This is a genomic window from Hymenobacter sp. GOD-10R, assembly GCF_035609205.1.
In the GTDB taxonomy this organism is placed as follows: domain Bacteria; phylum Bacteroidota; class Bacteroidia; order Cytophagales; family Hymenobacteraceae; genus Hymenobacter.
The window spans coordinates 1702501-1729010 of the sequence record NZ_CP141184.1; the positions used below are offsets into that span (position 1 = coordinate 1702501).

The 26510-nt window shown below is 51.9% G+C and carries 20 protein-coding genes, 2 rRNA genes and 1 pseudogene (1 of these 23 running past the window's edge); 15 read left to right on the forward strand and 8 right to left on the reverse strand.

The features are described 5' to 3' along the window. The 8 genes and pseudogenes from SD425_RS06985 to SD425_RS07015 all read left to right on the forward strand — a co-directional run. Nucleotides 1–1299: ribosomal RNA gene (locus SD425_RS06985) — 23S ribosomal RNA — on the forward strand; it begins 1609 nt to the left of the window's first position. Between the two features lie 87 nt (nt 1300–1386). After that, nucleotides 1387–1498: ribosomal RNA gene (gene rrf / locus SD425_RS06990) — 5S ribosomal RNA — on the forward strand. 337 nt (nt 1499–1835) lie between these two features. Next, nucleotides 1836–2012 (forward strand): annotated as a pseudogene (locus SD425_RS29990) (BatA domain-containing protein); the annotation flags it as partial. Nucleotides 2013–2132: 120 nt separating this feature from the next. Then, nucleotides 2133–3896, forward strand: coding sequence for a hypothetical protein (locus SD425_RS06995; protein WP_324676819.1), 1764 nt, complete (start codon nt 2133–2135; stop codon nt 3894–3896). Between the two features lie 58 nt (nt 3897–3954). Continuing rightward, nucleotides 3955–4479, forward strand: a complete 525-nt coding sequence (locus SD425_RS07000) for a DUF4199 domain-containing protein (protein ID WP_324676821.1) — start codon at nt 3955–3957, stop codon at nt 4477–4479. A gap of 44 nt (nt 4480–4523) precedes the next feature. Further along, nucleotides 4524–5066: a DUF4199 domain-containing protein gene (locus SD425_RS07005; protein ID WP_324676823.1), complete on the forward strand. Its 543-nt coding sequence runs from the start codon at nt 4524–4526 to the stop codon at nt 5064–5066. After that, entirely contained in the window at nt 5059–6045 is a 987-nt protein-coding gene (locus SD425_RS07010) for a glycosyltransferase family 2 protein (RefSeq protein WP_324676825.1), read from the forward strand. The genes SD425_RS07005 and SD425_RS07010 overlap by 8 nt, the downstream gene beginning before the upstream one ends. A 78-nt stretch (nt 6046–6123) precedes the next feature. Beyond that, entirely contained in the window at nt 6124–7254 is a 1131-nt protein-coding gene (locus tag SD425_RS07015) for a glycosyltransferase (protein ID WP_324676827.1), read from the forward strand. Between the two features lie 72 nt (nt 7255–7326). Here SD425_RS07015 and SD425_RS07020 read toward each other — a convergent pair whose 3' ends face one another. Then, on the reverse strand, nt 7327–8424 hold the full coding sequence (locus SD425_RS07020; RefSeq protein WP_324676829.1) for a glycosyltransferase family 9 protein: 1098 nt from the start codon (nt 8422–8424) through the stop codon (nt 7327–7329). 117 nt (nt 8425–8541) lie between these two features. Then, a complete protein-coding gene (gene purB, locus SD425_RS07025; protein WP_324676831.1) occupies nt 8542–9897 on the reverse strand; it encodes an adenylosuccinate lyase in 1356 nt (451 codons plus the stop codon). 157 nt (nt 9898–10054) lie between these two features. Here purB and SD425_RS07030 point away from each other — a divergent pair, with 157 nt between their 5' ends. After that, entirely contained in the window at nt 10055–12190 is a 2136-nt protein-coding gene (locus SD425_RS07030) for a biosynthetic peptidoglycan transglycosylase (RefSeq protein WP_324676833.1), read from the forward strand. 133 nt (nt 12191–12323) lie between these two features. Here SD425_RS07030 and SD425_RS07035 read toward each other — a convergent pair whose 3' ends face one another. Genes SD425_RS07035 through hemG form a run of 3 tightly spaced genes read right to left on the reverse strand, consistent with a single transcriptional unit; the run spans nt 12324 to nt 15480 of the window. After that, nucleotides 12324–13268 (reverse strand): TerC family protein, encoded by a 945-nt coding sequence (locus tag SD425_RS07035; RefSeq protein ID WP_324676835.1) that lies wholly within the window; start codon nt 13266–13268, stop codon nt 12324–12326. Between the two features lie 59 nt (nt 13269–13327). Then, entirely contained in the window at nt 13328–14134 is an 807-nt protein-coding gene (locus SD425_RS07040) for a polyprenol monophosphomannose synthase (protein WP_324676837.1), read from the reverse strand. Then, on the reverse strand, nt 14131–15480 hold the full coding sequence (gene hemG, locus SD425_RS07045) for a protoporphyrinogen oxidase (protein ID WP_324676839.1): 1350 nt from the start codon (nt 15478–15480) through the stop codon (nt 14131–14133). Before hemG ends, SD425_RS07040 begins: the two co-directional genes overlap by 4 nt. Before the next feature lie 156 nt (nt 15481–15636). On the opposite strand from hemG, the gene SD425_RS07050 reads away from it, so the two are divergent. Further along, complete coding sequence (locus SD425_RS07050) at nt 15637–16224, forward strand: HAD family hydrolase (protein WP_324676843.1); 588 nt, start codon at nt 15637–15639, stop codon at nt 16222–16224. Nucleotides 16225–16308: 84 nt separating this feature from the next. Here SD425_RS07050 and SD425_RS07055 read toward each other — a convergent pair whose 3' ends face one another. Continuing rightward, complete coding sequence (locus SD425_RS07055; RefSeq protein ID WP_324676845.1) at nt 16309–17409, reverse strand: exostosin domain-containing protein; 1101 nt, start codon at nt 17407–17409, stop codon at nt 16309–16311. A gap of 1286 nt (nt 17410–18695) precedes the next feature. Continuing rightward, on the reverse strand, nt 18696–20096 hold the full coding sequence (locus SD425_RS07060; RefSeq protein ID WP_324676847.1) for an arginine decarboxylase: 1401 nt from the start codon (nt 20094–20096) through the stop codon (nt 18696–18698). A gap of 323 nt (nt 20097–20419) precedes the next feature. On the opposite strand from SD425_RS07060, the gene SD425_RS07065 reads away from it, so the two are divergent. Both SD425_RS07065 and SD425_RS07070 read left to right on the forward strand, forming a co-directional pair. After that, complete coding sequence (locus SD425_RS07065) at nt 20420–21421, forward strand: arginase (RefSeq protein ID WP_324676849.1); 1002 nt, start codon at nt 20420–20422, stop codon at nt 21419–21421. Nucleotides 21422–21533: 112 nt separating this feature from the next. Continuing rightward, complete coding sequence (locus SD425_RS07070; protein ID WP_324676851.1) at nt 21534–22553, forward strand: aldo/keto reductase; 1020 nt, start codon at nt 21534–21536, stop codon at nt 22551–22553. Between the two features lie 69 nt (nt 22554–22622). Here the strand turns inward: SD425_RS07070 and SD425_RS07075 are convergent, their stop codons facing one another. Then, nucleotides 22623–22802: a hypothetical protein gene (locus SD425_RS07075; protein ID WP_324676853.1), complete on the reverse strand. Its 180-nt coding sequence runs from the start codon at nt 22800–22802 to the stop codon at nt 22623–22625. A gap of 386 nt (nt 22803–23188) precedes the next feature. On the opposite strand from SD425_RS07075, the gene argS reads away from it, so the two are divergent. From argS to SD425_RS07090, 3 genes are all read left to right on the forward strand, one after another. After that, nucleotides 23189–24982 carry an arginine--tRNA ligase gene (gene argS, locus SD425_RS07080; RefSeq protein ID WP_324676855.1) on the forward strand — a complete coding sequence of 598 codons (1794 nt, stop codon included), beginning with the start codon at nt 23189–23191 and terminating at the stop codon, nt 24980–24982. A gap of 157 nt (nt 24983–25139) precedes the next feature. Further along, a complete protein-coding gene (locus SD425_RS07085) occupies nt 25140–25721 on the forward strand; it encodes a TIGR00730 family Rossman fold protein (protein ID WP_324676857.1) in 582 nt (193 codons plus the stop codon). 101 nt (nt 25722–25822) lie between these two features. Next, nucleotides 25823–26410, forward strand: coding sequence for a glutathione peroxidase (locus SD425_RS07090; RefSeq protein WP_324676859.1), 588 nt, complete (start codon nt 25823–25825; stop codon nt 26408–26410). Nucleotides 26411–26510: the final 100 nt, after the last annotated feature.

The window sequence follows — 26510 nt, forward strand, 5'->3', positions numbered from 1 at the left end:
CTGCCAAGAAAACCTGCTAAGCGTTTACTGCTTTGTTACCCGTACCGCAAACCGACACAGGTAGTCAAGGAGAGAATCCTGAGGTGCTCGAGTGAATCACGGCCAAGGAACTCGGCAAAATGGTCCTGTAACTTCGGGAGAAGGGACGCTTCCTTGTAGCAATACAAGAAGCCGCAGTGAAAAGGCCCAAGCGACTGTTTAACAAAAACACATGACTTTGCGAACGCGCAAGCGGAAGTATAAGGTCTGACACCTGCCCGGTGCCGGAAGGTTAAGAGGGGAACTTAGTCGCAAGGCGAAGGTTTGAATCGAAGCCCCGGTAAACGGCGGCCGTAACTATAACGGTCCTAAGGTAGCGAAATTCCTTGTCGGGTAAGTTCCGACCTGCACGAATGGTGTAACGATTTGGGCGCTGTCTCAGCCGTGAGCTCGGTGAAATTGTAGTCTCGGTGAAGATGCCGAGTACCCGCCACGGGACGGAAAGACCCCGTGCACCTTTACTATAGCTTGCCATTGACGCTGGCTAACACATGTGTAGGATAGGTGGGAGACTGTGAACCGGAGGCGCCAGCTTTCGGGGAGTCAACGTTGAAATACCACCCTTGTGTTAGCCGGTGCCTAATCTGGAAACGGAAACAGTGGCTGGTGGGTAGTTTGACTGGGGTGGTCGCCTCCAAAAGAGTATCGGAGGCTTTCAAAGGTCCGCTCAGTACGCTTGGTAACCGTACGTAGAGCGCAATAGCAGAAGCGGGCTTGACTGTGAGGCCTACAAGCCGAGCAGGGTCGAAAGACGGATATAGTGATCCGGTGGTTCCGCATGGAAGGGCCATCGCTCAAAGGATAAAAGGTACGCCGGGGATAACAGGCTGATCTCCCCCAAGAGCTCATATCGACGGGGAGGTTTGGCACCTCGATGTCGGCTCGTCACGTCCTGGGGCTGGAGAAGGTCCCAAGGGTTCGGCTGTTCGCCGATTAAAGTGGCACGCGAGCTGGGTTCAGAACGTCGTGAGACAGTTCGGTCCCTATCTGTGGTGGGCGTTGGAGATTTGACAGGACCTGTCCTTAGTACGAGAGGACCGGGATGGACCAGCCGCTCGTGCACCGGTTGTGGCGCCAGCTGCAGCGCCGGGTAGCGACGCTGGGATGAGATAAGCGCTGAAAGCATCTAAGTGCGAAACTCACCTGAAGATGAGATCTCCCAATATAAGGGCCGTCAGAGACGATGACGTTGATAGGCTATAGGTGTAGAGCTAGAAATAGCACAGCCGAGTAGTACTAAGCACCCGAACGCTTCTAGACCACACCTGGTACTTTTCTTTTTTCCGGCTCGTTGCCGCATGTCAATGGTTTTAGGAGCTACTCGGAACACGAGTAGTCCCCGCCAGCAATGGTGGCTTTAGCCCGGGTGTTCACCTCTTCCCATTCCGAACAGAGTCGTTAAGCCCCGGTGCGCCTATGGTACTGCCTTCACCGGTGGGAGAGTCGGTCGCCGCCAACCTTTGCTTTTTGCCCGCGTGTGCCGCGGGTGCTTCGCTGCCTGCCCCGCGCGAAGCACCCGCGGCACATTCGTTTCTAGCCTACCCCTTACCGCTACGCTACATGTGGTAACAGAGGGCCACTTTAGGTATCTCTATCTCTGCTAGTATGTAGCTAGCATAGCTAAAGAAAAAGCTTTACTTCAATACTTATCAAAGCTGGAATAGCTTCATAGTATAAGCTTGTATCACTTAGGATAAAGTGGTGAAGGAACTTGAAAAAACATTCTCGTAGATTGTTGCTATTATTTCAAGCTTTGTTGCGTTACAAAGTTGCGTCAACAGGCCTAAGCAACGAGTATGTCCCTTACGTATCCTTGGTTTTTGTATGGGTTGCTAGCTTTAGCAATACCTATCCTCATCCACTTATTTGAGTTACGAAGACCTAAACGGGTCTTATTCAGTAATACTAGCTTTATCCAAGAAGTAAAACTGGTGACAGCTCGTCAGCAGAAGCTCAAGCATTTGCTTGTCTTGCTGGCCAGGCTTGGCTTTATTTTGTTCTTGGTTCTGATGTTTTGCCAGCCCTTTTTGCCTGCTCCTCAGAATAGCGGGAATAAGGGTACAGTGAAGGTCCTGATAGATAACTCGCCTAGCATGCAAGTGCAGGCAAGAGAAGAACAAACGGCTTTTGACCGGGCAGTTGAAGAGGCACGTGATCTTACCACTGTGTATCCTGCTTCCGCTTACTTCGACTTACTAGATAACCCGCATCATAGGATGACGGGTACAGTGTATCGCAGTGCAGTTGAACAGCTAGGTATATCAGGCCATACTACGTCTTTGCTGAAGTCGATTACGCGTTTACTTGATAAAGACAGGAAAGATCAAGCTCAAGCGTACATATTTTCTGATTTTCAAAAAAACGACTTCTCTCCACAACTCTTAACCACACTAGATACAGCACAGCAGGTATTCTTGGTGCCTGTGGCTAGCAAAGCAGTAAAAAACGTCTATGTAGATAGTGTGATGCTGGATGATGCATTTGTGCGAGCAGATGTTGACTTGCCTATTCGCATTCGTTTGCGTAATGGTGGCAGTGTTGATGCGGCCGGCTGTCAAGTGAAGGTGTTTATTGGCGAGCAACAAGCTGCAGCCTTCCGCACAACAGTAGCTGCAGGAGGCGCCACTACTACTGTGGTGCGCGCGCGCTTACGGGGCAGTGAGTTGCAGAAGTGCCGAGTAGAGGTGGACGACTTCCCAGTCACATTTGACAACACATACTATTTTACGCTACAGCCAGCCCCCAAGATCAGGATAGCTGAACTGGCTGCAAGTGGTGCAGTAGCACAGCGCCTTTACGCAAATGAACCTTTGTTCGATTATACATTGAGCAAACCGTACGGCATTGATTATCGCACGCTAGGTGCTGCTAATCTAGTATTACTGCAAGAGGTACCGCGTATTGAAGCTAGCTTACGAGAAAACCTTCGGCAAGCAGTGCAGAAAGGCGCTACTTTAGTTGTCGTGCCACCGTTGGATCTGGCAGGAAGACCATCGTATGATGCTTTCTTTCGAGATCTTGGGCTAGCATCTATACAGTGGGAATCTAACCCCACTGGCAAGCCCGTGCTGCAAGATGTAGCTGCACCAAGCTTACAGAATCCGTTCTTTCGGGATGTTTTCGCTCAGCAGAGTCGTCCAGCTGTAATGCCCAAGGCGGCTCCGGTATTACGGTGGTCCCGATCGGGCACGGATGTATTGCGGATGCGCAACGGTGAAGGATACCTAGCTGGTTTTCCGAGTGGGGAAGGAACAGTGTACTTGTTCTCAGCGCCTTTTAGCGGAGGATATTCAGACTTCACCAACCAAGCGCTATTTGTTCCGGTGATGTATCGCTTGGCTATGCAGAGCTACCACAATAATCAGCAACCAGCCTATCGGCTCAACGAACGCACTATCGCGCTTGCTGTAGACGGTAAAAAAGATGGTGCAGAGCGTGTATTCAAGCTTACAAAAGACAGTTTGACCTTTATCCCGGCTCAGCGAGAGCAAGCAGGTGAATTGAGCTTTGATGTGCCGCCTAGCATGCAAGCGCCAGGGTTCTATCAGCTTTCCCGCAATGGTCAGCCAGTGGCGACCCTAGCTTTCAACTTTGATAAGCGTGAGTCTAACTTGGCGCACTACTCTGCGCAAGAACTGCGCACACTGATTGGTCCTAATCGGCCTAATGTACGCGTGTATGATGCAAATGCTGGCGAGTCGGTCGCAGCACAATACCGGGCAGAGCGAGTAGGTACGCCCTTGTGGCGCTATTGTCTAGGTTTAGCCTTGGCGTGTCTGTTAGCTGAAGTGCTGCTACTACGCTTCGGGAGCAAGCGCCAACCAGCCTTACGGCAACCTGTAGCTGCTGCAGCTTAACTAGTGCAACAGGATAGTTGGCACAAATCATTTATCTTGCTGCCTCAGTTTTAATCGCGTGAAATCAACTAGTGCTCCTGCGCAGCCTGTGCTTAGAACCGCTTTACTATTCGGTACTGGGCTAGGTATTTTAGCTTTAATTTGGGTCGTCCTCTTGATGATGACGGGCAGCAACCCGTACGGACCGCGACGGTTGATGACGGTTCCGTTAGTTCCTATCGTCATTTTAGCGAGCCAATGGTTTGTACGCCGTTACTATCCAAGCGGGCCAGGAATCGGAAAGTCGATTTTGACAGGGTTGTTGACTGCGTTATTTGCCTCAGTTACCTCGGCAGTTACCTTGTACGGCGTTGCTCGTAGCGCCAATCCGGAATTGTTAGAACGGAATGCTGAAGAGGCTAAGCAGATTCTTCAGGGCGCACGTTCTTACTATTTAAAGCAGCCCGGAGGAGAGGAGAAATACAAGCTAGATCAGCAAAATATTGCTCGTACACCGCAGGCGTTAGCCCAAGATGAGTTCAGTAAGAAGCTGATTCTAGGATTGTTGTTTTCCATACCTGGCGGAATTTTTCTTCGGAAGTAGCCTTCATCTAATCTTTGTCTTCATCGGATTACTCGGATTCAATCATGGAAAACACTGCTACTGCTTCGGCCGCTGTCACCCCTACTTCAGTTGCCATACGCTATGGGCTTCTCACGGGGATGGTTTGGCTTATTGTTGATTTCATCTTGCGGGTAACAGAGCTCTCTTTCAAGTTTTCTGTGTACCTGAGTGCGGCAATAGTGGTTTATATCATTGGGTCAATTTTGGCGCATCGGTTCTTTAAGCAGAACAACAATGGCTTCATGACATATAAGCAGGGGCTACTGATCGTAGTCATCCTCTCCTTGATATCGGGGTTACTATCGGGCTTGTTTAACTATGTCTATGTTAATTTTATCGATCCTGATTATATCGTTAGGATGCGCACAGACATGGAGGCTTGGCTCAGTTCATTGCCAAATGTGACCGAAGCCCAAATCGACAAAAGTTTAGAAGATCTGAGCGAAGAAAAACTAAAATCTCCATTACAGATTGGGAAGGGTTTGATGAGTAGCGCCATAACAGGTTTGATTATCGGGCTACTTGTTACCGCTTTCACCAAGCATAAACGTCCTGAGTTTGAGTAAGCGTTCGTCGCAACATTTCCCCGTTGAGCTCTCGGTTGTTATTCCCCTACTCAACGAAGCCGAGTCATTACCTGAGCTGACGCGTTGGATCAATCGGGTGCTGACGCAGCATGGTCTCACCTACGAGGTAATACTGGTAGATGATGGCAGCACAGATAATTCCTGGGAGGTAATAGAGGACCTAGCCCAAACGGATACCCATTTGCGTGGCATTCGATTTAACCGGAACTACGGCAAGTCGGCGGCGCTCAATACTGCTTTCGAAGCGGCTACCGGGCGGGTTGTCTGCACCATGGATGCCGACTTGCAGGACTCGCCGGAGGAACTGCCAGAGCTATACCGCATGATTGTAGAAGACCGGTATGACCTAGTTAGCGGTTGGAAACGAAAGCGCTACGACCCATTAAGCAAAACCATTCCAACGAAGCTCTTCAACGGAGTAACGCGCTGGATATCGGGCATCAATCTGCACGACTTCAACTGTGGTCTTAAGTCGTATGACCAGCGGGTGGTGAAAGGAATAGAAGTGTACGGTGAGATGCACCGCTACATTCCGGTAATTGCCAAGTGGAATGGCTTCGGGCGCATTGGCGAAAAGGCAGTGCAACACCAAGAGCGTAAGTATGGGGTCACCAAATTTGGGCTAGAACGCTTCGTATACGGCTTCTTGGATCTGCTCTCAATTACCTTTGTGAGCCGGTTCCGCCGCCGCCCAATGCACTTCTTCGGCACTATGGGTACGGTCTCGTTCCTACTAGGCATGCTGATTACGCTGTGGCTAGTGGGGGAGAAGATCTACCTAGCTATGAACAATCTGCGCGCTCGGGATGTGACTGCGCAGCCATTGTTCTTTCTGGCGCTGGTTGCGGTTATTGTTGGTGTTCAGCTGTTTCTGGCGGGCTTCTTAGCCGAAATGACCCAACTTAACGGGCCGCGTCACAATCAGTACCTTATTCGCGACAAGCTGAATATCAGCTGACAGTTGTCATCAATCAATTTTTATTGATCTTTTGACCTAGCTATTGAAAGTAGTGGGCAATTAACGGATAACTGTTGAATGAAAAAAGTTGTCATCATTGGGCCAGCTTATCCATTGCGAGGAGGTTTAGCAACCTATAATGAACGATTAGCGCGGGCTTTCCGTGAAGCGGGTGATGAGGTGCGAATTGTTACGTTCATTCTGCAATACCCTAGCTTTTTATTTCCTGGCCAAACGCAGTTTAGTACAGAGCCTGGCCCCACTGACCTAGCTATTGACGTCAGTATCAATTCCGTGAACCCGCTGACCTGGTGGACTGTAGGAGAGAAGCTGCGTCGTGAAAAGCCTGACCTAGTGGTTTTTCGCTTTTGGCTGCCCTTTATGGGGCCAGCTTTGGGAAGCATTGCCCGCCGAATTCGGCGCAACCGGCACACGCGCATCGTTGCTATTACTGACAACGTTATTCCGCACGAAAAGCGGCCTGGCGACCGGCCTTTCACCCGCTATTTCTTGGCGGCGTGTCATGGCTTCGTGACCATGTCGCGGGCGGTACTGACGGATTTGCGTCGCTTGCGTTTCAAGCAACCAGCACGTTACCAGCCTCACCCGCTTTACGATAACTTCGGGCCGCTCAAGCCCAAAGCTGTAGCCCTGAAGGCTTTGAGACTAGATCCCGCATTTAGCTATCTACTGTTCTTTGGCTTTATTCGGGCTTATAAGGGATTAGATATTCTACTGGAAGCTTTTGCTGATGAGCGGCTTGCTAAGTTGCCGATCAAGCTCATCATTGCTGGCGAGTACTACGAAGATGCGGCGCCCTACGAAGCGCTCATCCAGAAGCATAATTTGGAAAATCGCTTAGTTCGAGCCACCGACTTTATTCCGAACGAACAAGTGGCGGACTACTTCTGCGCTGCTGATATGGTAGTGCAGCCTTACAAAAACGCGACGCAAAGCGGCGTTTCGCAGATCGCCTACCATTTCGAGCGCCCCATGCTCGTGACCGACGTTGGCGGTTTAGCGGAGCTAATCCCGGCCGGAGAAGTCGGCTATGTCACCAAGGCACAACCCAAAGCTATTGCTGACGCTTTAGTCGACTTCTACGAGAACGAACGAGAGGCAGAGTTTGCTGCCGGCGTGTGGGCCCGTAAGAAGCAGTTCTCATGGTCTGAAATGGTGGCCGCCTTAAAGGCTGTAGCAGAAGAATAAAAGCCTAGGCTCTGGCTGTGCGACGACGCTACCAGAACCTAGGCTCATTTTGTTGATTGAGTCCGTAAAGTGCTACACGCTTACGCTAGCTTGTACTGCACTAAAGACCTTACTAGCCGGTAAATCCTCCATACAGCTGGTACCTAGCTTACAGGTGCCGCGGTAGAAGCACACACACTGACGGTCGGGTTGCACGATCTGACCGCGGCCGTACAAGTCGAACTCGTAGGGGTTGAAGATGTTGTTCATCAGCACCGTCGGTTTTTGCAGGGCAATACTGATGTGCATGGCCATGGTCACCTGCGTCACGATGACGTCCATTTGGTAGAGCAGATTGATAAATTGCTCCAGCGGGAAATAACCTAGGTAGGTGGCACCCGTGGCGGCGTGCAGGCGCTGGTTGCGTTCATCTTCCGCTGCACCACCAAGCAGCACGGGCGCGTAGCCAGCTTGCTGTAGCTGGTTGATCAACAAAATCCATTTGTCGTCGGACCACAGGCGGGTTGTCCACCGGTCGCCACAGCCGGTATTCAGGCCAATGCGCGGCTTCCCAGCAGGTAGCGCATCCCAGCTGTAGCCTTTGTCTTGGTGGTTGTCGAATACGTACTCCTCGCCTCGAAACTCGTAGCCGCAGAGCTCAAATATTTCCTGCGGATATGGTTTCTGGTTCTGTAGACTCAGTTGGTCGAAAACGCCCGTCAGAAACTTGTGGTTTGCTAAGTCGTTGCCGGGCCAGGCTACGCCATATTCCGGATGCAGTCTGTAGCCAACCTTGCGCTTGGCCCGAATGGTGTCGTGCAAGGCGCAGGCTTCTTTATCCTTGTCGAGATTGAAGAGCAAGTCAAACTCACGGGTTTGCAAATGCAACGTGGAAGCTAGGTCTAGCTTCAGGATTTCGTCGGCTGACCCCGCCGGTAGGATAGCTGGCGTAAGCGTGAGCCACGTAATCTTTGCCGCCGGGTATTCTTGGCGCAAACGACGCAGCAGCGGTGTCGTACGAATGACATCACCAATGGCACCTAGCTTTATAATCAGGATACGCTCTTGTACAGGCGCATACACCGGACAGTCAGCGCACATATAGCCGTTCTCCTTATTCGGGCGGCACGGTATATCACCGCGAAAATGGCGGCAATCGGGGTGAACGAGGATGCCGTTGAGCTCAGGCATGGGCAATTCTTAGAAACAACGTTTAAGCGAGAATAGGGGAGGAGACCGACTGGTGTTTCTCTCCAACCAAGGACAAGCGAGCAGGGTGGCGTTGCCGTTACTGGCAGCGCCACTGCCTTAAATACCTAGGTAATTCAGCGGCGAAATAGCTCGTAACTCAGCTTTCACGGCTTCGCTTACATCCAGCGTTTCCACGAACTCGCGGATGGTTTCGGCCGAGATAGAGGTGCCGGTGCGCGTCAACGCTTTAAGAGCATTGTACGGATCAGGGTAGTTTTCGCGGCGCAAAATGGTCTGGATGGCTTCGGCCACTACGGGCCAGTTGGCTTCCAGGTCGCGACGTAGTGCTTCTTCGTCGAGAGCTAGCTTGTTCAAGCCACGCTGAAGCGAGGTGAGAGCAATGAGCGTGTGGCCGAGTGGCACGCCTAGGTTGCGCAATACCGTAGAGTCGGTGAGGTCGCGCTGGAGGCGAGAGATGGGGAGTTTACTAGCCAGATGCTCAAGAAGGGCATTAGCAACCCCTAGGTTACCTTCTGCGTTTTCGAAATCGATAGGGTTTACCTTGTGGGGCATGGCCGACGAGCCCACTTCACCGGCTTTAACGGTTTGCCGGAAATAGCCCATCGAGATGTACTGCCATGCATCGCGGGCTAGGTCGATGAGAATGGTGTTGAGCCGTTTTAGCCCGTCGCAAGTAGCGGCAAGGTGGTCGTAGTGCTCAATTTGGGTGGTAGGATAGCTGCGGTGCAGATGAAGCGTGTCGTTCACGAACGTATTAGCAAACGCATGCCAATCAATCTGCGGATAAGCAACGTGGTGCGCATTGAAGTTGCCCGTGGCGCCGCCAAACTTAGCCCCGAAAGGTACTTGGCCTAGCAGTTCTACCTGCGCATCGAGGCGCGCTACAAACACGGCTACTTCTTTGCCCAGGCGTGTAGGCGAGGCGGGTTGCCCGTGCGTACGGGCCAGCATAGGCACCGCTTGCCATTCCTCTGCCCGGGTGGCAAGCTGGTTGCGCACTTGGGCGTAGGCGGGCAGTAGCACTTGCAGCAATGCCCCCTTCAGGCTGAGCGGAATAGCTGTGTTGTTGACATCCTGGGAAGTAAGGCCAAAGTGAATAAATTCCAGGTACTGACCTAGGTCTAGGGCTGTGAACTGGTCACGAAGGAAATATTCCACTGCCTTCACGTCATGGTTGGTCACGCGCTCATGGGCCTTCACTGCTTCGGCTTCCGCAGCGCCAAAGTTGTGGTAAATGTTGCGCAGCGCTGGAAACAGATCCGGGCTAACACCTGCTAACTGAGGCAACGGCAATTGACAGAGCGCAATAAAGTACTCCACTTCTACCAGCACGCGGTAGCGAATCAGCGCTAGCTCCGAGAAATAAGGCGCTAACGGCGCAGTTTGGCGCTGATAACGTCCATCGAGGGGCGAAACGGCGGTGAGAGGTGTCAGGGTTGTGGGGAATGACATAGCGTAGAAAATGGCCAACGCATCAAAGGTAGCGAAAGGCGTCGCGCTTGGCGAAGCGGGTCGTAATGGTTTTCGCTACCTTTGTGCTCTGTGCGAAGTTGGGCCTGATAGTAAATTTACAGGACCCAACCGCAATTCTCTCCCCTTGCTACTACGCGTGGATTCTGCTGTTAAGAAAAAGATAGGTATAGGCTTAGGCCTTGTAGTGGTGCTACTGGGCCTGGCGTTGGCTGCATTTCTGCTCAAGCGTCAACAATTGCTGGACTATGCGCTGGCACAGGTGAAAACCAAAGTGGAGCGCAAGTACCCGGCGCAGCTTACCCTAGGGCCAGCTCGCTTCACCGACCTGAACTCGGTCCGGATTGAAGGTGTGGCGCTGGTGCCTGCTGGACGCGACACGCTGTTGCGGGCTTCTAGTATCGATGCCTCGCTGAGCGTGCGGTCATTGTTTGCGGGTCGGCCAGTGTTCAGCAACCTGCAAATTGATAACGCTCGCCTCACGGCCCGTAAGACGGCGGCCGCGGATAACTACTCTTTTCTCTACCGGAAGAAGAAAACCCAGCAAGTAGCACCACGTGATACCACGAAGGGCACCAACTACGGCCTCTTGCTGAATGAGTTGTTGGAAGCAGGCTTCGACAACATTCCGGGCGAGGCGGCCTTCAAGAACTTTCTCGTAACGTACGAAAGTCCGCGGCACCAAGCCCGGATTGTCATGCCTGGCCTCACCATTGAAGATGGCGATATTACGGGGCAACTATCGGCTACCATCGACTCGGTTTCTAACAACCTAGGTATTAGCGGGCACGTGGAAGCCGGCGATTACGAGCTAGCGGCACAAGTGTACGGCCTGAATAGCCAGCCGGTCACGTTGCCGTACTTGCAGCGCCGCCTCAACGCGCGGGTGCAGTTCGATACGTTGCGCATGAGCCTAGACGGGAAGGACTTCGACGAGGAGCAACTAACGTTGCGAGGCTCGGCTTCGGCTACTCATTTTGTGCTCAATCAGCCCAAGCTGGCAGCGCGCGACATCGTTGTACAGCACGGCGGCATCAACTTTATTACGAAGCTAGGCCAAGCATCTATGGCGCTAGAAAAAGGAACAAAGGTGCGCCTCAACCGCATTGAGTTCTACCCTACGTTCAGCATTCGCAAGCTGCCAGTACCCCAGCGGGTCATTGGGCGTAAAATAAACGGAGTCCGGAAGCGTAGTGATGCCCTCGCAGGGTTGCAAGTTTCCGCTGACATTGAATCGGCTGAGACTTCCGCGAATGACTTCTTCGCTTCCCTGCCAGAAGGCATGTTTGAAGAAGTAGAAGGCATGCAAGGTGAAGGCACGCTTACTTATAGCCTGCACACGGCGCTCGATATGAACCAGGTGGATAGCTTGAAGTTCGACTCGTCGCTACGCGGTAAGAATTTCCGCATTACCAAGTTTGGACGGGAAAACCTGAATAAGCTCAACGAAGAATTCCCGTACACCGCTTACAACGACAAAGGCGACTCCATCAAAACGTTCTTGGTGGGACCTAGCAACAAAGATTTTGTGCCGTACGATGAGGTTTCGCGCTACCTCAAGAGTGCGATTCAAACGGCTGAAGACCCGCGTTTCTTCACCCACAAAGGCTTCATGGAAAAGGCTTTTGTGAAGTCCGCTATTCAGAACCTAAAGGAGCGGCGCTTTGCCCGCGGGGGAAGTACAATCTCGATGCAGCTGGTAAAGAACGTATTCCTGACCCGGCAGAAGACTGTGGCTCGCAAAGTGGAAGAAATGCTCATGGTCTGGCTAATTGAAAACACCCGTTTGGTGAGCAAGGAGCGCATGTTTGAGGTTTACTTGAACATCATTGAGTGGGGACCGAAGATTTACGGGGTAAAGGATGCTGCCCGCTTCTACTTCGATAAGCAGCCTGCCAACCTCAACTTGTCAGAAAGCTTGTACCTAGCTAGTATCATTCCCAAGCCTAAGTTTTATCGGTATTCCTTCGATAGCTATGGCAACTTGCGGGGAAGTGCCCGCTACTTCTACCGCCTCATCGCCGACATTATGGTGGAGCGCGGCATGATTACCCAAGCCGACCGCGAAAATATGGCATTGGGCGTGGCACTGAATGGACCGGCCCGCAAGTACATCGTGACGGCCCGCGACACGACCCGAACCGCCGCGGCCGATTCTTCCCAGTTCGAGCCGCTGAACCTAATCGATTTGCTAGGTGGCAATGCTGCCCCTGATGCCGGGGTAAACAGCAACACACCCGAAACGCAGCCCGCATCCCCTCCGCCTCGACCGTAAGCCAAGGGCAGCAAGCACCTAGTTACAAGCGATATTCGATGCAATAGAAAAAGCCTCACTGATGTACTTCAGCGAGGCTTTTTCTATTTTAGTCAAATGGCTAAAATCAAACCAGCGGCGCTCCGCTGTTTGCCTAGGATTCCACTTCTTCCTTCTTCGGAAGTAGAACAGACACCAAAACCGAAACGGCTAGAATAAGCCCCACCAAACCCAGCGAAATACTCATCGGAATTTCGTAGCCGCGGGTAGCTAGGTAGTCGGTCGTGAGCAGCTTAAAACCGATAAACACCAGAATAAGGGCTAGGCCATAGTGCAGGTAATGGAACAGCTTCATCAAGCCTGCCAAAGCAAAATACATCGCCCGCAGACCGAGCAAGGCAAACACATTGGACGTGTACACGATGAACGTATCACGCGAAACGGCGAGAATAGCTGGGATAGAATCGGCGGCAAAAACTACATCGGTTGTTTCGACCATCAGCAGCACCACAAACAAAGGCGTAGCAAACAGCAACTTATCCTTGCGCACAAAAAACTTGTCGCCCTCTAGCTTGCTGGTCACAGGCATGTAGCGGCTCAGAAACTTTACGATAGGGTTATTATCCGGGTCGATTTCGGGTTCGCCCGCGCTGAGCGCCATACGCACCCCCGTGTATACCAAAAAAGCCCCGAGCACATAGAGCAAGATGTGAAACTTGGCTAGCAACGCTGCTCCCACCAAGATGAATGCCGCGCGCAAAATCAGTGCGCCAATGATTCCCCAGAAAAGGATTTTATGCTGGTACTGTTGGGGTATTTTGAAGTAGCTGAAGATGAGCAAGAAAACAAAAAGATTATCAACGCTCAGCGACTTCTCAATCAAGTAGCCGGTGAGAAATTCTAAACCAGCCTGCCTGCCCATCGTGCGATACACGAGGAAATTAAAACTCAATGACAAGGCTATCCAAAAGCAGCTCCAACCCAAGGCTTCCCGCATTCTCACTACGTGAGCTTTGCGATTGAACACAAGTAAGTCGAGCATCAGCATTCCCAGAACGAAAATGTTGAACCCGACCCAGAAGACAGGGGTGTTTTCCATACGTAGCGCGAGAAGAGACCTAGCTCTGTCTCCAATATGGAACAGAACTATAGCAGGGCTTACCGCGATTCTGGAGCCGAGGTTGCGGCGGTCACCGAAATAGCATCGGTGCTAGGATGACTGCTATCAGCAGTGGCGCGCTTGAAGCGGTGAAACCAGCTATACACCTTCATCTGCACGACGCCAAAGAAGGCTTCCTTGAAGATGCCTTTCGACATTTTAGAGGCGCCGCGGGTCCGGTCGGTAAAGATGATCGGCACTTCTTTGATGCGGAAGCCATACTTGTAGGCTAGCCATTTCATCTCAATCTGGAAGGCGTAGCCGACGAAACGAATTCGGTGCCTCAACACCGTACGTAACACGCGGGCTGTATAGCACTTGAAGCCTGCCGTTGCATCCATGATGGGCATGCCCGTGACAAAGCGCACGTACGCCGAGGCAAACCACGACATCAGCACGCGGTCCATGGGCCAGTTGACGACGTTGACACCTTGAATGTAGCGGGAGCCAATAGCTAGGTCGTAGCCGTCTACCGCGCAGGCATTGTACAGCTTCAATAAGTCATCGGGGTTGTGGGAGAAGTCAGCATCCATCTCGAACACATACTCATAGTCCCGCATCAACGCCCACCGAAAACCATGAATGTAAGCGGTGCCGAGCCCCATCTTTCCCTTCCGCTCTTCCAGAAAAAGCCGCTCTGGAAACTCTTGCATCAGGTTTCGGACAATATCGGCGGTGCCATCAGGTGAGCCATCGTCGATAACGAGCAAGTCGAAAGATTTGGGCAACGAAAAGACTTTGCGGATGATCAATTCCGCATTTTCGCGCTCGTTGTACGTCGGGATTAGAACCAGCCCACTGTTCATTGTGTCAAAGATAATAAGTGGGGGACGCTGCGAGTAATTTTTTCCGCTAGTTGCCGGGCATGGCGCACGCAGTCGGGCACTCCCACACCCGCCCGCCAGTTGGCCGTCGTGTAAATATGGTCAGCCGTAAGAGCATCGGCGGCGGCATGCGCGGCTACAATGCGGTTGTCGAACTGCGGAATGGCACGCTCCCAGTAGTAGCGAGTTTGCCAAATCGGAGCAGCGGCCTTAATGCCGTAGTAACGAACAAGCTCCGCGTGCACGGCTTGCTGCTGCTGCTCGGCCGATTGTTGGGCCTGCTCTTGATATTGACTCCCACCAACAAACGTGGTGAACAGCACTTGATCGGTAGGGCAGCGGTTCGGAAAAATCGAGCTAGTCCAGATGCTACCTGCTGCGTAAGGCTGCTCGACTTTAGGATGTAGTGCGCCAAAACCATCCAACGGGTGCGCTACATCGGCGCGGTAGTAAGTGGTGTAGATGGCCGCCATAGCTGGATAATAGACATCCGCCAAGGCACTAGCTGCTTCTGGAAATAAACGCTCAAGCAGGGGAGCTGCCGCGTAAGTAGGTAATGCTAGCACTACAGCTTCGTAAGCATGCGGTGCTGGTCCGCTGGCGAGCTGAACGTGATAAAGCCCATCGGACGAGCGCGTAAGTGCCGTGACTGTTTGCCCGCCCTGGTAATTAGTGAGCTGCGCGGCCAACGTAGCAGGCAGCTGCTGAATGCCTTTGCGAAGCGAAACAATGCGTCGGCGGCCACCAGCGCCGCCACTTTTTGCCAGGCCTCGTACCACCGAACCGTACGTGTGCTCCAACTCAGCTAGCTTCGGAAATGTTTTGTGCAGCAAGAGTTGCTCGGGGTCGCCAGCGTAGATGCCAGAGATGAATGGGTTAAGCGCATGATCTACAATTTCGGCTCCGAAGCGACGCCGGAAAAAGGCTGCCAACGTTTCATCGGGGTTAGCTGGGAGCGGGGTGCGGCTTAACTCGCGCAAAATATTAAGCTTGGCCTTTAGGCTGAAGAAACGATTAGCGAGTAACGCGGGGGGCGAGCCAGGGAGCTTTTGGTAGCGGCCCGCACGCAGTACGTAGCGGTTGGCACTTACAGCTGCTGTGTCCTCAATCTCATCAGCCAACCCTAGGTCGGTAAACAAGTCAAGTAACTCTGAGCTGAGCTGCAACGAGTTAGGACCCGTTTCAAGCAGGTAGCCATCCACTTGGACCGTGCGCAGATTTCCGCCTGGTACTGAGCCAGCCTCGAATAAATCGTAGCTAACTCCTGCTTTTTGCAGGTAATACGCCAGCGTAAGACCCGAAATGCCACCACCCAAAATAGCTACCATGATAAATAACTGCGAAAATATGATTGAGTGAGCAGAAGCAACAGCCGCATTCTGCTACGCGACAAAGGTAACTATCGCGCTAACCTCGGGCGCTTGTACTATAAGAGTAACAATCATTTTTCTGTGTAATTCACTCGCTAGGTTAATTTTTTAGTCATGTCGGCCAGCGACTATATCTTTGACCTAATGACGAACGCAAATTCTTCTGCACTGGTATCACCTCATCAGCACAGGGCAATTTTTTTAGACCGCGACGGGGTACTGAACGAGGAAATGGGGGACTATGTGTGGCGCCCCGAAGATTTTAACGTATTGCCTGGCGTACCCGAGAGCTTGGCCCGTCTGAAGGCGGCAGGCTATTATCTGATTGTCGTTACCAACCAAGCTGGTATTGCAAAAGGGCTGTATACTGCCTCTCAGATGCGCCTCTGCCACGATAAACTACAGCAGGCCTGCGGCAACCTGATTGACGCTCTTTATTTTGCCCCATCGCATCCATCTGTAAGTGAGTCGCTGTCCCGTAAGCCTGGCTCCTTGATGCTAGAAAAGGCCATTGCCCGCTTTCATCTTGACCCTAGCCAGTGCTGGATCGTAGGGGACCGGCTGCGCGACCTAGAAGCAGGTGCGCGGGTTGGAGTCAAAGGAATTCTAGTGGGTCACTCCGAAGAAAGCACGCATCAGCCTCACGCTACCAACCTAGCTGCGGCCACTAATATTATCCTGACACAAGAGAATACATACTAGCCTTCTGTCGTAAAAAGAGGGGTAGCTGGCCAATATCGAATATTGACCAGCTACCCCTCTTTTTACGGGAACTATTCTTATTACCTAGCTAGCAACGAGGTTTTCTTCGTTGATAAATAGTTTTATCTTTTTGAAGAAACCTGTTGGCGCCATATAGTCTTCCCAGATAGTACGCAATTTCTTTTGGAGTGCTCTATAATCCTCCTCGGAAATGTTGTTGTGGAAATCTGCGACAAAGTCACCGATTCTGTCAATGTCCTTCTCTTCTACCCACACGCATAAACTCTTCCAATCAATTATTTCTTCAAAAGGTAGAGTACTATCCGTGTTTAAGAAAATTGGAATTCTGCCGCAGCATAGCGTTTCAAAGAAACGAACAGAGTTATTGCCATAGCCCCGAATGCAAAGCGTATAGTCGCTTTCCATAATGTTCTCTACATATTTTTTGCGGAATTCCTCTGGGCTTTCAGCTGTAGCACCCGTATTAAGACCATCAGGACCAAAAGCAAAGTTGCTCTTAAGTCTGAAGTTATTGACAACTTTCTTCGACTTCTGCAGGCCGATAATAGCTCGCGCTCTGTAGGAATGGGCCACTTTCACGGGGAATTTCTGCATGATTCCCATATAGTTGCCAATCAGCCTCACCATGCCCAAGATTTTCTCCTTGCCCATGGTAGTATTTAGAGGAGGGGCATAGCCGCAAAAACCGACGATAGGCTTGCTACTTTTTGGACGGATTTCTAATACGCCATTACTGTATTTATCTAAAAAGTCCTCGAAGAAGTGAGGCCAAGGAAATACATTTTTTGGCTGCTTTGATTTACTAATAGCGCTATTGAAAATTATGGCGTTCTTAATTTTAATATTAAGGTCTAGGGTGTCGTGTCCAACAAAAACTAAAACCTTCTTATTGCTGCTCTCTACGTATTTAACAAACGAAGCAATATTTTTTTCGAATTCTGCTTGATTCTCAATAACATCATAAAATATCGGTAGCAAACAGGCGTCGCACTCTTCTAGGGTGGTTAGCTCTAAAAAATCTTTGCCCTCTTTTAAGAAATGATCAAACCTTCCTAAGGTTACGGAGCCGGCTTTATCTGCAAAATTTCCAATGAAAGGTATCAATAACTCAACGGGCTTTCCCTTGTCGAGAAGACTTAAATCCGTATAAAGTTTTAGTTTCATGTTTGTCTTCTATTAGAAGTTATGAGAGTTTATGCTTTGAGGGAAGTGACGCTAGCAGGAGCTATAGCAAGCATGGTTGAAGATCTCCTGACGTCATAAGAAAACATGCTGTATCGGGTTCAGGAAATAGCTCAGCGTGGCAGCACACCTTACGCATGGAGAGAGAAACACACCGAAACTGATCGTCTTCTAGAAGGAACAGTGGCCTTTGTTGTTGCCAAATCTGTATCAGCTTAGGTACAGCAGTGATTGTTGAGGAGGGCGTAATGCAGATCTTGTATTCTATTTCCCTTCTATAGAGTGGCAAAAAAACAATATAAAATCCAAATATGGACTTAATTTAGTAATAAAATAGATTTTTTCGAGAGTTTGTTATAAGAGAGTGACCTACTGAAGCTTAGGAAAGGGCTAAAAAAAGCTGATGTCATTGCGATGCTGAGTTGCTTAGCTTGCTAAGTTGCCTATCTATACTCAGACTTGGTAATGTATGCATCGGTAGGTACAGAAAGTGCAATTGCAAGTAAATGTATTTGCTACTTTAACCTGTTTATCATTTCCGATAATAGTCTAAAAATAAAAAAGCCCTCGCTAGCTAGCGGAGGCTTTTGATAAAGAAGGAGTATCGTGTATGCTATAGCTGTTTGGCAAAGTACATGGAGACCTCTTGCCTAGGACGAAGCACAATGCCAGCTCTAGTTTACTGCCGGGTGGCCGCTGGGGTAGCCGTGCTAGCTGTAATCGACGAAGAAATATGCGTAGCCGGCTTCGTGCTAGAGTACGCGGGACATTTGGTACGGCAAGAACTTAAGCCTCCGAAGCCGATCAAAACGATGAATAGGAGCTTTTTCATGTAAAAGTGCAAGAGATTGTAAAAGACGATGCTGGGTTCCTAAAACGAATGGCCAACCATATAATTGCGTAGATCGTTCCTAACACAAAGATTCTGCCTAAAATAGAAAAGCAGCTTCCCCCAACGCTAGTAGGAGAAGCCGCTACTTACACACGCACCATTGTGCGAGTATCTACATATAGTTCTATTGTTGAGCTACAGGAGTTGCTGTGCTAGCCGTAAGGTGCGCAGTGTCGGGTTGCTGGGGGCGTGCTTTGCTATAAGCTGGGCAAACGTTTTTGTTGCAGGAGCTAAGCCCCGTAACGGCTACGATAGCTACTAAGAGTATCTTTTTAAACATGAGGAGGGGTAAGGGAATGGTTGAAAATGGTTGAGCTTAAAACACAAGTATCGGGCCGACTCATGGTCGAGCCGGCCCGGCACGTGTTGCTATCCTTTAATCTTGATACCCTAGGATGCGCATCATCGATTCGCTGTCTTGCTCGTCGGCAAACACCCAATCGGTGAGGGTGCCGTCTTCGGCGCGGTCCAAGATAACGTGCTTGGGCGCTGGGATCAGGCAGTGCTTGATGCCACCGTAGCCGGAGAGGCTTTCTTGGTAGGCGCCAGTGTGGAAGAAACCAACATAAAGTTTTTGCTCATCCGTGTTCTTTCGTTCGGGCAAGAACACTTGGTAGATGTGCTTCTCGGCGTTGTAGTAGTCCTGCGAGTCGCAGGTGAGGCCGCCTAGCTGGATCTTCTTGTACGACTTCTGCCATCCGTTGATAGCCAGCATGATGAAGCGCTGGTTCAACGCCCACGTATCGGGCAGGTTCGTGATGAACGAACCATCGATCATGTACCATAGCTCCTTGTCATTCTGTAGTTTTTCGTCCAGAATCGAGTAGAGCGTCACGCCACTTTCGCCCACCGTGAAGATGCCAAACTCGGTGAAGATGTTCGGCTCTGGCACTCCTTCTTCAGCGCAGATACGCTTGATGGTGCGTAGGATCTCTTCGATCATATAGGCATAATCGTACTCCGGCTGAATGCTGGTCTGGATGGGCAGGCCGCCACCAATGTCGATAGTAGTGAGCGTTGGACACACTTTACGCAGCTCGCAGTACTTGTGCACGAAGCGGCTCAGCTCCGACCAGTAGTAGCTGGTGTCCTTGATGCCCGTGTTGATGAAGTAGTGCAGCATCGTGAGCTCGAAGCGCGGATCTTCCTTGATCTTCTGCTCATAGAGCGGAATGGCATCGGCGTAGCGCACGCCCAGGCGCGAGGTATAAAACTGGAACCTAGGTTCTTCGTCGGAGGCCAAGCGCATGCCTAAGTTGCACTTCTCCCGCACGTTTTCGTGGTAATACTCAATCTCTTCCAGGTTGTCGAGAATGGGCATGCAGTTCACGAAACCTTCGTTGATGAGCTCGGTAAGGTGGCGTTTGTAGCGCTCACGCTTGAAGCCGTTAGCGACGATATATGTTTGCTTGTTGATCTTGCCTTTGCTGTACAGCGCCCGCACGATGTTAATATCAAACCCCGACGATGTCTCGATCTGAATATCGTTTTTCAGCGCCTCTTCCAGCACAAAGCTGAAGTGCGACGACTTGGTGCAGTAGCAATACGTGTAGCTGCCTTGGTAGCCAGTTTTCTGGATGCCATCGGCAAACCACTTCTTGGCCCGCTGAATCTGGGAGCTGATTTTGGGCAAGTAGCTGAGACGCAATGGGGTGCCGTGCTTCTTGATAATATCCATCAGCGGAATATCATGGAAGCGCAGCTCGTTATTTTGTACGGTAAAGTCTTGGGTAGGAAAGTCGAACGTCTGAGAAATCAGGTCGTGATAGGTATCCATTGAAGGGAGAGTGGTCTGTTGCTTGTGGGATGAAACGCTAGAAAGCGCATGCCGAAACACCTAACAAGCCTTGGGAATTCCATCGATTACGGAAGATTAGCCAAGACGGGTAAGATGCCGAAACAAGTGTATGCTAACGTATGGATGAGTGAAACAACCTAGCCTTTGTGCGCGCTTTTGCGCACCTTTAAGGGCCGGCAAAGATAGGTAGTAGCGGACACTCCTACGGGGGTGTCCGGGACGAGAGCGGTGAGACGTGGTCCTGCTCCGACTGGTATTCGGCTGGGTCTTTGGCTGCCCGTCGTTGCCGCGCACAGTATGTTATGAAACGCATTAAGCTCATTGAAGTCCGTTCCGAGCTAGGAGCGGGCACTCGTGGGGCTAGTCTTGGAATAGACGCTCTGCGCATTGCTTGTCTGAACAAAGGTTCTGATTATTTCCGGCGCTTCAACGCCGTTGCCGTGCCCGATCTGAACCACGTGCTGTTCGACAAAAACCACTTTCCTTATGCCAAGCACATCGACTCGGTGTACACGGTGCAAAAGGGCATTGCTAATACGGTAGAACAGACCCTTCGTTTCGGCGAGTTTCCGCTGGTGCTGGCCGGCGACCACTCCAACGCCGCCGGCACTATTGCCGGCATCAAGGCCGCCTACCCGCACAAAACGCTCGGCGTGGTCTGGATCGATGCTCACGCCGACATCCACTCGCCCTACACCACGCCCTCCGGCAACATGCACGGCATGCCGTTGGCCATGGCCCTGAACGAGGATAACCGCGTGATGCAGCGCAACGAACCGGAGCCTGAAACCGAGTTCTTTTGGCGTCGCCTACAAAACCTAGGCGAGCCTGGCCCCAAGCTCACGCCCGACCACCTCGTGTACGTGATGGTACGCGACACCCAGCGCGAAGAAGACGAACTGATCGAGAGGCTAGGTATTAAAAATTATGTGCTCGATGAGTTCCGGGCGAAAGGACCTAGGTTGGTCGCCCGCGAAATCTACGAGCGGCTACGCTTCTGCGACCTGGTTTACGTGTCCTTCGATGTGGATTCACTGGATTCGCGCTTCAGCAAAGGCACCGGCACACCTGTGGAAGCCGGTCTGAACGTGCAGGAAGCTATCAGCCTATGTCACTACTTGCTGGAAAATGAACGGGTCGTGTGCTTCGAGATGGTAGAAATAAACCCAACGCTTGACTCCGAAAACACAATGGCCAAGAATGCTTTCGATATTCTGGAAGCGGCCACTGAAGCCATTCAGGAGCGGCTACGGCTGGAAGAAGCTACCTCGCGCGGACCTAGGGGGGAGGTGGCGAATGGGTGAGAAGGAGAGATGTGTAAGTTTTGGATAAGTCAGCGCTCATGCTAAGCAAGGCACAAACAATTACGATAAGCAAGCGTCTTATGCACATACCACAACCAACACCACCTCCCTCATGAAATACAATCTGTTAGGTAACACTGGCCTGAAAGTCTCAGAGCTGTGCCTAGGTACTATGACCTTCGGCGGAAAAGGCTGGGCAAAAGCCATCGGTTCGCTCGGACAAGAGCAAGTAGACGAGATAATGAAGCGCTCCATCGATGCGGGTATTAACTTCATCGACACGGCCAACGTGTATTCGGAAGGCTTATCGGAGGAACTGACTGGCCAATCCTTCCGCAACCTAGGTATCGACCGCCACGACCTCGTGCTGGCCACCAAGGTGCGTGGCAAAATGGGAGAGGGACCGAACCAAGTTGGCTTGACGCGCAAGCACATCATGGATCAGGCCGAAGCTAGCCTCAAGCGCCTGAACACCGACTACATCGACCTCTACCAGATTCACTCCTACGACCCACTCACGCCGCTGGAAGAAACCCTGCGTGCGCTAGACGACTTGGTGCGCAGCGGCAAAGTGCGCTACATCGGGGCCAGTAACCTAGCCGCGTGGCAGCTGATGAAAGCGCTGTCGTACTCGACCTACAACCACGTAGAAAAGTTTGTGTCGTTGCAAGCTTACTACACCATCGCCGGCCGCGACTTAGAACGTGAACTGGTGCCGTTGCTGCAAGATCAGAAAGTGGGCTTGATGGTGTGGAGCCCGCTGGCGGGTGGCTTCCTGAGTGGCAAATACACGCGCGAAAACCAAGGAGAAGAAGGCTCACGTCGTACCGGCTTCGACTTCCCACCCGTTGATAAGGAAAAAGCCTACGACATCATCGACGTGTTGCAGCCAATGGCCGAAGCAAAAGGTGTCACGGTCGCGCAAATAGCACTGGCCTGGCTGCTCCATCAGCCGGTAGTGACTAGCGTGATTATCGGGGCAAAGCGCATGGATCAACTTGAAGACAATCTGAAGGCCATCGATGTACAGCTTACCCCTGAGGATTTGCAAAAGCTAGATGACGTTAGCAAGTCGGCGCCGGAGTATCCGGGCTGGATGCTGGAGTTCACGCAAGGTGACCGTCAGGTGTAAGGCCCTGGTGCTAACCCACAAAAAAGGCTCCTCATGCTGAGGAGCCTTTTTTGTGTCTGCTTGGTGTGTTTAGAGTGCGTGCACGTCCGAATCACTGCTAATACCGGCGTCTGTATCATCGTAGCCGCCCGTGCCCGCGTCGGAGGCTTGTGGATCAGAGAGAACGTCTTCTGTGGTATCCTCTTCAGTTGGCGTGACCGGTGTGCTCGTAGTTTGTTCTGTTGTAGTCGCTTCTGGAGTGGTGTCCACTACCTCTTCAAGCGAGGACGGCGTGTCTACACCGTCAGGCTGACTATCCGATGCGTTTTGCGCAGATGTGTCTTTGAGGGCGGGATTAACCGGATTCTTCGGATCGGTAGGAGAGGCGAGCGACATAGGAAAAAGCATAGAAGGAAGGGGTAGGTCCTTTTACGTAGCTGAACAGCTGGTAGTTCAACCTCAGCCGTACTACCTTCCTTATTTGAGATACATTAGCCTGCCAAGCGATACGTGGTCGGGGAAAGCGAGAACTTTTCCCCTAGGTTCCCCCTAGCCTTTCTACCTTTGCAATCGAAACCGGAAGCAGCTTCTAAGTCAGCCAACTGCCCAAGCTTCGCGGTGTGGCGCTCATCTGCTGTTATCCTAGCCTCTCTTCTGTGCAACAACTCGAAAATAGCATCAAAGCAGCGCTCAGCGCCGCTATCCAGCAAGCATTCGGCGCGCAGGTGCCGGCCGAACAGCTCACCTTGCAGCCCACCCGCAAAGATTTTGCGGGCTCTTTCACCCTTGTCACGTTTCCACTGACCAAAGCGCTGGGCAAAGGCCCGGAGCAGATTGGGCAAGCCCTGGGCGAGTGGCTCGTAGCCAACGAGTCGCGTGTGAGCGGCTTCAACGTGGTGAAAGGCTTTCTGAACCTGGAAATTGCTGATAAGGAATGGGTGCGCCTCTTTACCGAGCTTAGCCAGCGCCCTAATAACGCCCCCGTGCCCACCGGCGGTCCGCAGCAAGTAGTGGTCGAATACTCTTCGCCCAATACCAACAAGCCCCTGCACCTAGGTCACCTGCGCAACAACTTTCTGGGCTACTCGGTGGCGCAGATCCTGAAAGCAACCGGCGCTACCGTCACAAAGGCAAACCTGGTGAATGACCGCGGCATCCACATCTGTAAGTCGATGCTAGCCTACCAGCAGTATGGACACAACGAAACGCCGGAGGAAGCGGGTATCAAAGGTGACCACCTGATCGGCAAGTACTACGTGCTATTTGAGAAGCACTACCGCGAGCAAGTGCGTCAACTCGAAGCAGAAGGCGTTGCCTCCGATATTGCCAAACGCCAAGCGCCCATGATGCTGGAAGCGCAAGATATGCTGCGCGCCTGGGAAGCCGCCGACGAGGACGTAGTGAGCCTATGGCGCCAAATGAACGGCTGGGTGTACGAAGGCTTCGACGAAACCTACGCTACTATTGGCGTTGATTTCGACAAGATGTACTACGAATCGGAAACCTACCTGCTAGGCAAGGAGCGGGTGGAAGAAGGCCTGCAAAAAGGCGTGTTTTTCCGCAAAGACGACGGCTCGGTGTGGGTGGATCTGAAGGAAGAAGGACTCGACGAGAAGCTGCTGCTCCGCGCCGATGGCACTAGCGTGTACATCACCCAAGACCTAGGCACAGCCGAGCTGAAGTACGAGGATTTTGGCTACGACCTGTCCGTCTACGTCATTGCCGACGAGCAGAACTACCACATGCAGGTGCTGAAGGCGGTACTCAAAAAGCTAGGTAAGCCCTACGCCGATGCCATTTATCACCTCAGCTACGGCATGGTCGATTTGCCCTCGGGCAAAATGAAGAGCCGTGAAGGGACTGTGGTTGACGCCGATGAGCTGGTACAGGAAGTAACGGATGCCGCCCGCCAGGCTACCAGCGAGCTAGGGAAGATCGAAGGCCTAACCGAACAGGAAGCGGAGAAGCTCTACCATACCCTAGGTTTGGGCGCGCTGAAATACTACTTGCTGAAAGTTGATCCCAAGAAGCGTATGCTCTTCAACCCCGAGGAATCGGTGCAGTTGCAAGGGCACACAGGACCGTTCATCCAGTATTCACATGCTCGTATTGCGGCTATTCGTCGCAAAGCGGCTGAGCTAGGTCTGAGCGAAACTCCCGACCTAGCTACCCTGACGTCGCTGCACGAAACGGAAGTGGGCATGGTACAGGAGCTAGCCCGTTACCCCAACGTAGTGGCGGAAGCGGCCACTACGATGTCGCCGGCTATTATCGCGCAGTATGCTTATGACTTGGCCAAGGCCTACAACCGCTTCTATACCGAAGTATCGGTGTTCGGCGAGACCGACGAGACTAAGCGTAATTTCCGCGTAGCGCTTTCGGCGCAAACGGGCCGCATGATCAAAGCCGCCATGCTGCTACTAGGTATTGACGTGCCCGAGCGGATGTAATAATAGACTGTCATAAAATCTCCTGTCATCCTGAGCTTGCGAAGGACCTTATCACGCGTGAACAAGTCGTTGTTGTCACAGCCGTTCTAACGTGATGAGGTCCTTCGCAAGCTCAGGATGACAGAAGACAGTAGAGCAATAGAATAAAATTCAACTAATGAAAAGCGTAGCAGTATACTGCGGTGCCAGCGTAGGCAACAACGATATCTATCGGCAGCAGGCCGATGCTATGGGCCAAGCTCTAGCCGAGCGCGGCATGACACTCGTATTTGGAGGGGGCCACGTGGGGCTAATGGGGGCTGTGGCTGACGGCGTGTTGCGCCACGGCGGCAAAGCCATTGGCGTTATTCCTGATTTTCTGGCCAATAAAGAGCTAGCCCACCTAGGTCTGACGGAACTGCACGTCGTTAAATCGATGCATGAGCGCAAGCTGATGATGGCTGACCTAGCTGAGGGCTTTGTGGCCATGCCCGGCGGCTATGGCACCTTGGAAGAGCTGTTCGAAGTGCTGACGTGGGGCCAGCTCGGCTTGCACCCGAAGCCCGTGGCCGTGCTCAACGTGAACGGCTACTACAACCACCTGCTCGCCGCCCTCGACACGATGCAGCAAGAAGGCTTGTTGCGCCAGGAGAACCGTGCCCAACTGCTCCAGGATGAAACGCCCAACGGCATCCTCGACAAAATGCTGGCGTACCGTCCGGTGACCGTCGAAAAATGGCTGTCACCACCCACTACCTAAGCAGATAACACAAACCAGGTTAGGCGGATAACTCGTACATTCAGCCTTCTGAAACATTTGGCTGCCGGTTGAGGTTAGCCCGGTATAAAACTCCCCCTCTTATGAAAGCTTCTTTCCTATTTCTGCTGGGTACGCTAGGTGCCATTAGCTTGTCCTCCAGCACCTTTGTAACGCAACCAGTTATGGCTACCACCGAGACTACGCCGCCGGCTGCCGCCAGCACTGTGTACGACTTCACCGTTAAAACCATCGATGGCAAAGACGTGAAGCTAAGCAAGTACAAAGGCAAAAAGTTGCTGATCGTGAATACGGCCTCCAAGTGCGGTTTCACGCCGCAGTATAAAGAGTTGGAAGAGCTATCAAAAAAGTACGGTGACAAGGTGACAGTACTAGGGTTTCCATCGAACAGCTTCAACCAAGAGCTAGCTTCCAACATGGAAGTGGCTTCGTTCTGCGAGAAAAACTACGGCGTGACGTTCCCGCTATTCAGCACTGTTGCTGTGAAGGGCGACGAGGCTGATCCACTATATAAGTTCTTGGCTGACAAGCAGAAGAATGGTGCTGTAGGCGATGCACCTTCCTGGAACTTCTGCAAATACCTTGTGGACGAGAAAGGCCATGTTGTGGCATTCTACCCTTCGAAAGTGAAGCCCTTGAGCGACGAGCTAGTAGCGGCCATCACGAAGTAAACCTAGGTTTTCGCAAGTCTGTTTTTGATAGAACGTCATGTCGACCAACGGGAGACATCTCGCATGCAGCGGTAACTCCACCTATTCGGATTTACTATGG

Bases quoted from the DNA above. Each gene is read 5' to 3' on its own strand.
- SD425_RS06995 (WP_324676819.1), top strand. From the start codon at position 2,133: ATGCAAGTGCAGGCAAGAGAAGAACAAACGGCTTTTGACCGGGCAGTT.
- SD425_RS07005 (WP_324676823.1), top strand. From the start codon at position 4,524: ATGGAAAACACTGCTACTGCTTCGGCCGCTGTCACCCCTACTTCAGTT.
- SD425_RS07015 (WP_324676827.1), top strand. From the start codon at position 6,124: ATGAAAAAAGTTGTCATCATTGGGCCAGCTTATCCATTGCGAGGAGGT.
- SD425_RS07020 (WP_324676829.1), bottom strand. From the start codon at position 8,424: ATGCCTGAGCTCAACGGCATCCTCGTTCACCCCGATTGCCGCCATTTT.
- purB (WP_324676831.1), bottom strand. From the start codon at position 9,897: ATGTCATTCCCCACAACCCTGACACCTCTCACCGCCGTTTCGCCCCTC.
- SD425_RS07035 (WP_324676835.1), bottom strand. From the start codon at position 13,268: ATGGAAAACACCCCTGTCTTCTGGGTCGGGTTCAACATTTTCGTTCTG.
- SD425_RS07040 (WP_324676837.1), bottom strand. From the start codon at position 14,134: ATGAACAGTGGGCTGGTTCTAATCCCGACGTACAACGAGCGCGAAAAT.
- hemG (WP_324676839.1), bottom strand. From the start codon at position 15,480: ATGGTAGCTATTTTGGGTGGTGGCATTTCGGGTCTTACGCTGGCGTAT.
- SD425_RS07050 (WP_324676843.1), top strand. From the start codon at position 15,637: ATGTCGGCCAGCGACTATATCTTTGACCTAATGACGAACGCAAATTCT.
- SD425_RS07055 (WP_324676845.1), bottom strand. From the start codon at position 17,409: ATGAAACTAAAACTTTATACGGATTTAAGTCTTCTCGACAAGGGAAAG.
- SD425_RS07060 (WP_324676847.1), bottom strand. From the start codon at position 20,096: ATGGATACCTATCACGACCTGATTTCTCAGACGTTCGACTTTCCTACC.
- SD425_RS07065 (WP_324676849.1), top strand. From the start codon at position 20,420: ATGAAACGCATTAAGCTCATTGAAGTCCGTTCCGAGCTAGGAGCGGGC.
- SD425_RS07070 (WP_324676851.1), top strand. From the start codon at position 21,534: ATGAAATACAATCTGTTAGGTAACACTGGCCTGAAAGTCTCAGAGCTG.
- SD425_RS07085 (WP_324676857.1), top strand. From the start codon at position 25,140: ATGAAAAGCGTAGCAGTATACTGCGGTGCCAGCGTAGGCAACAACGAT.
- SD425_RS07090 (WP_324676859.1), top strand. From the start codon at position 25,823: ATGAAAGCTTCTTTCCTATTTCTGCTGGGTACGCTAGGTGCCATTAGC.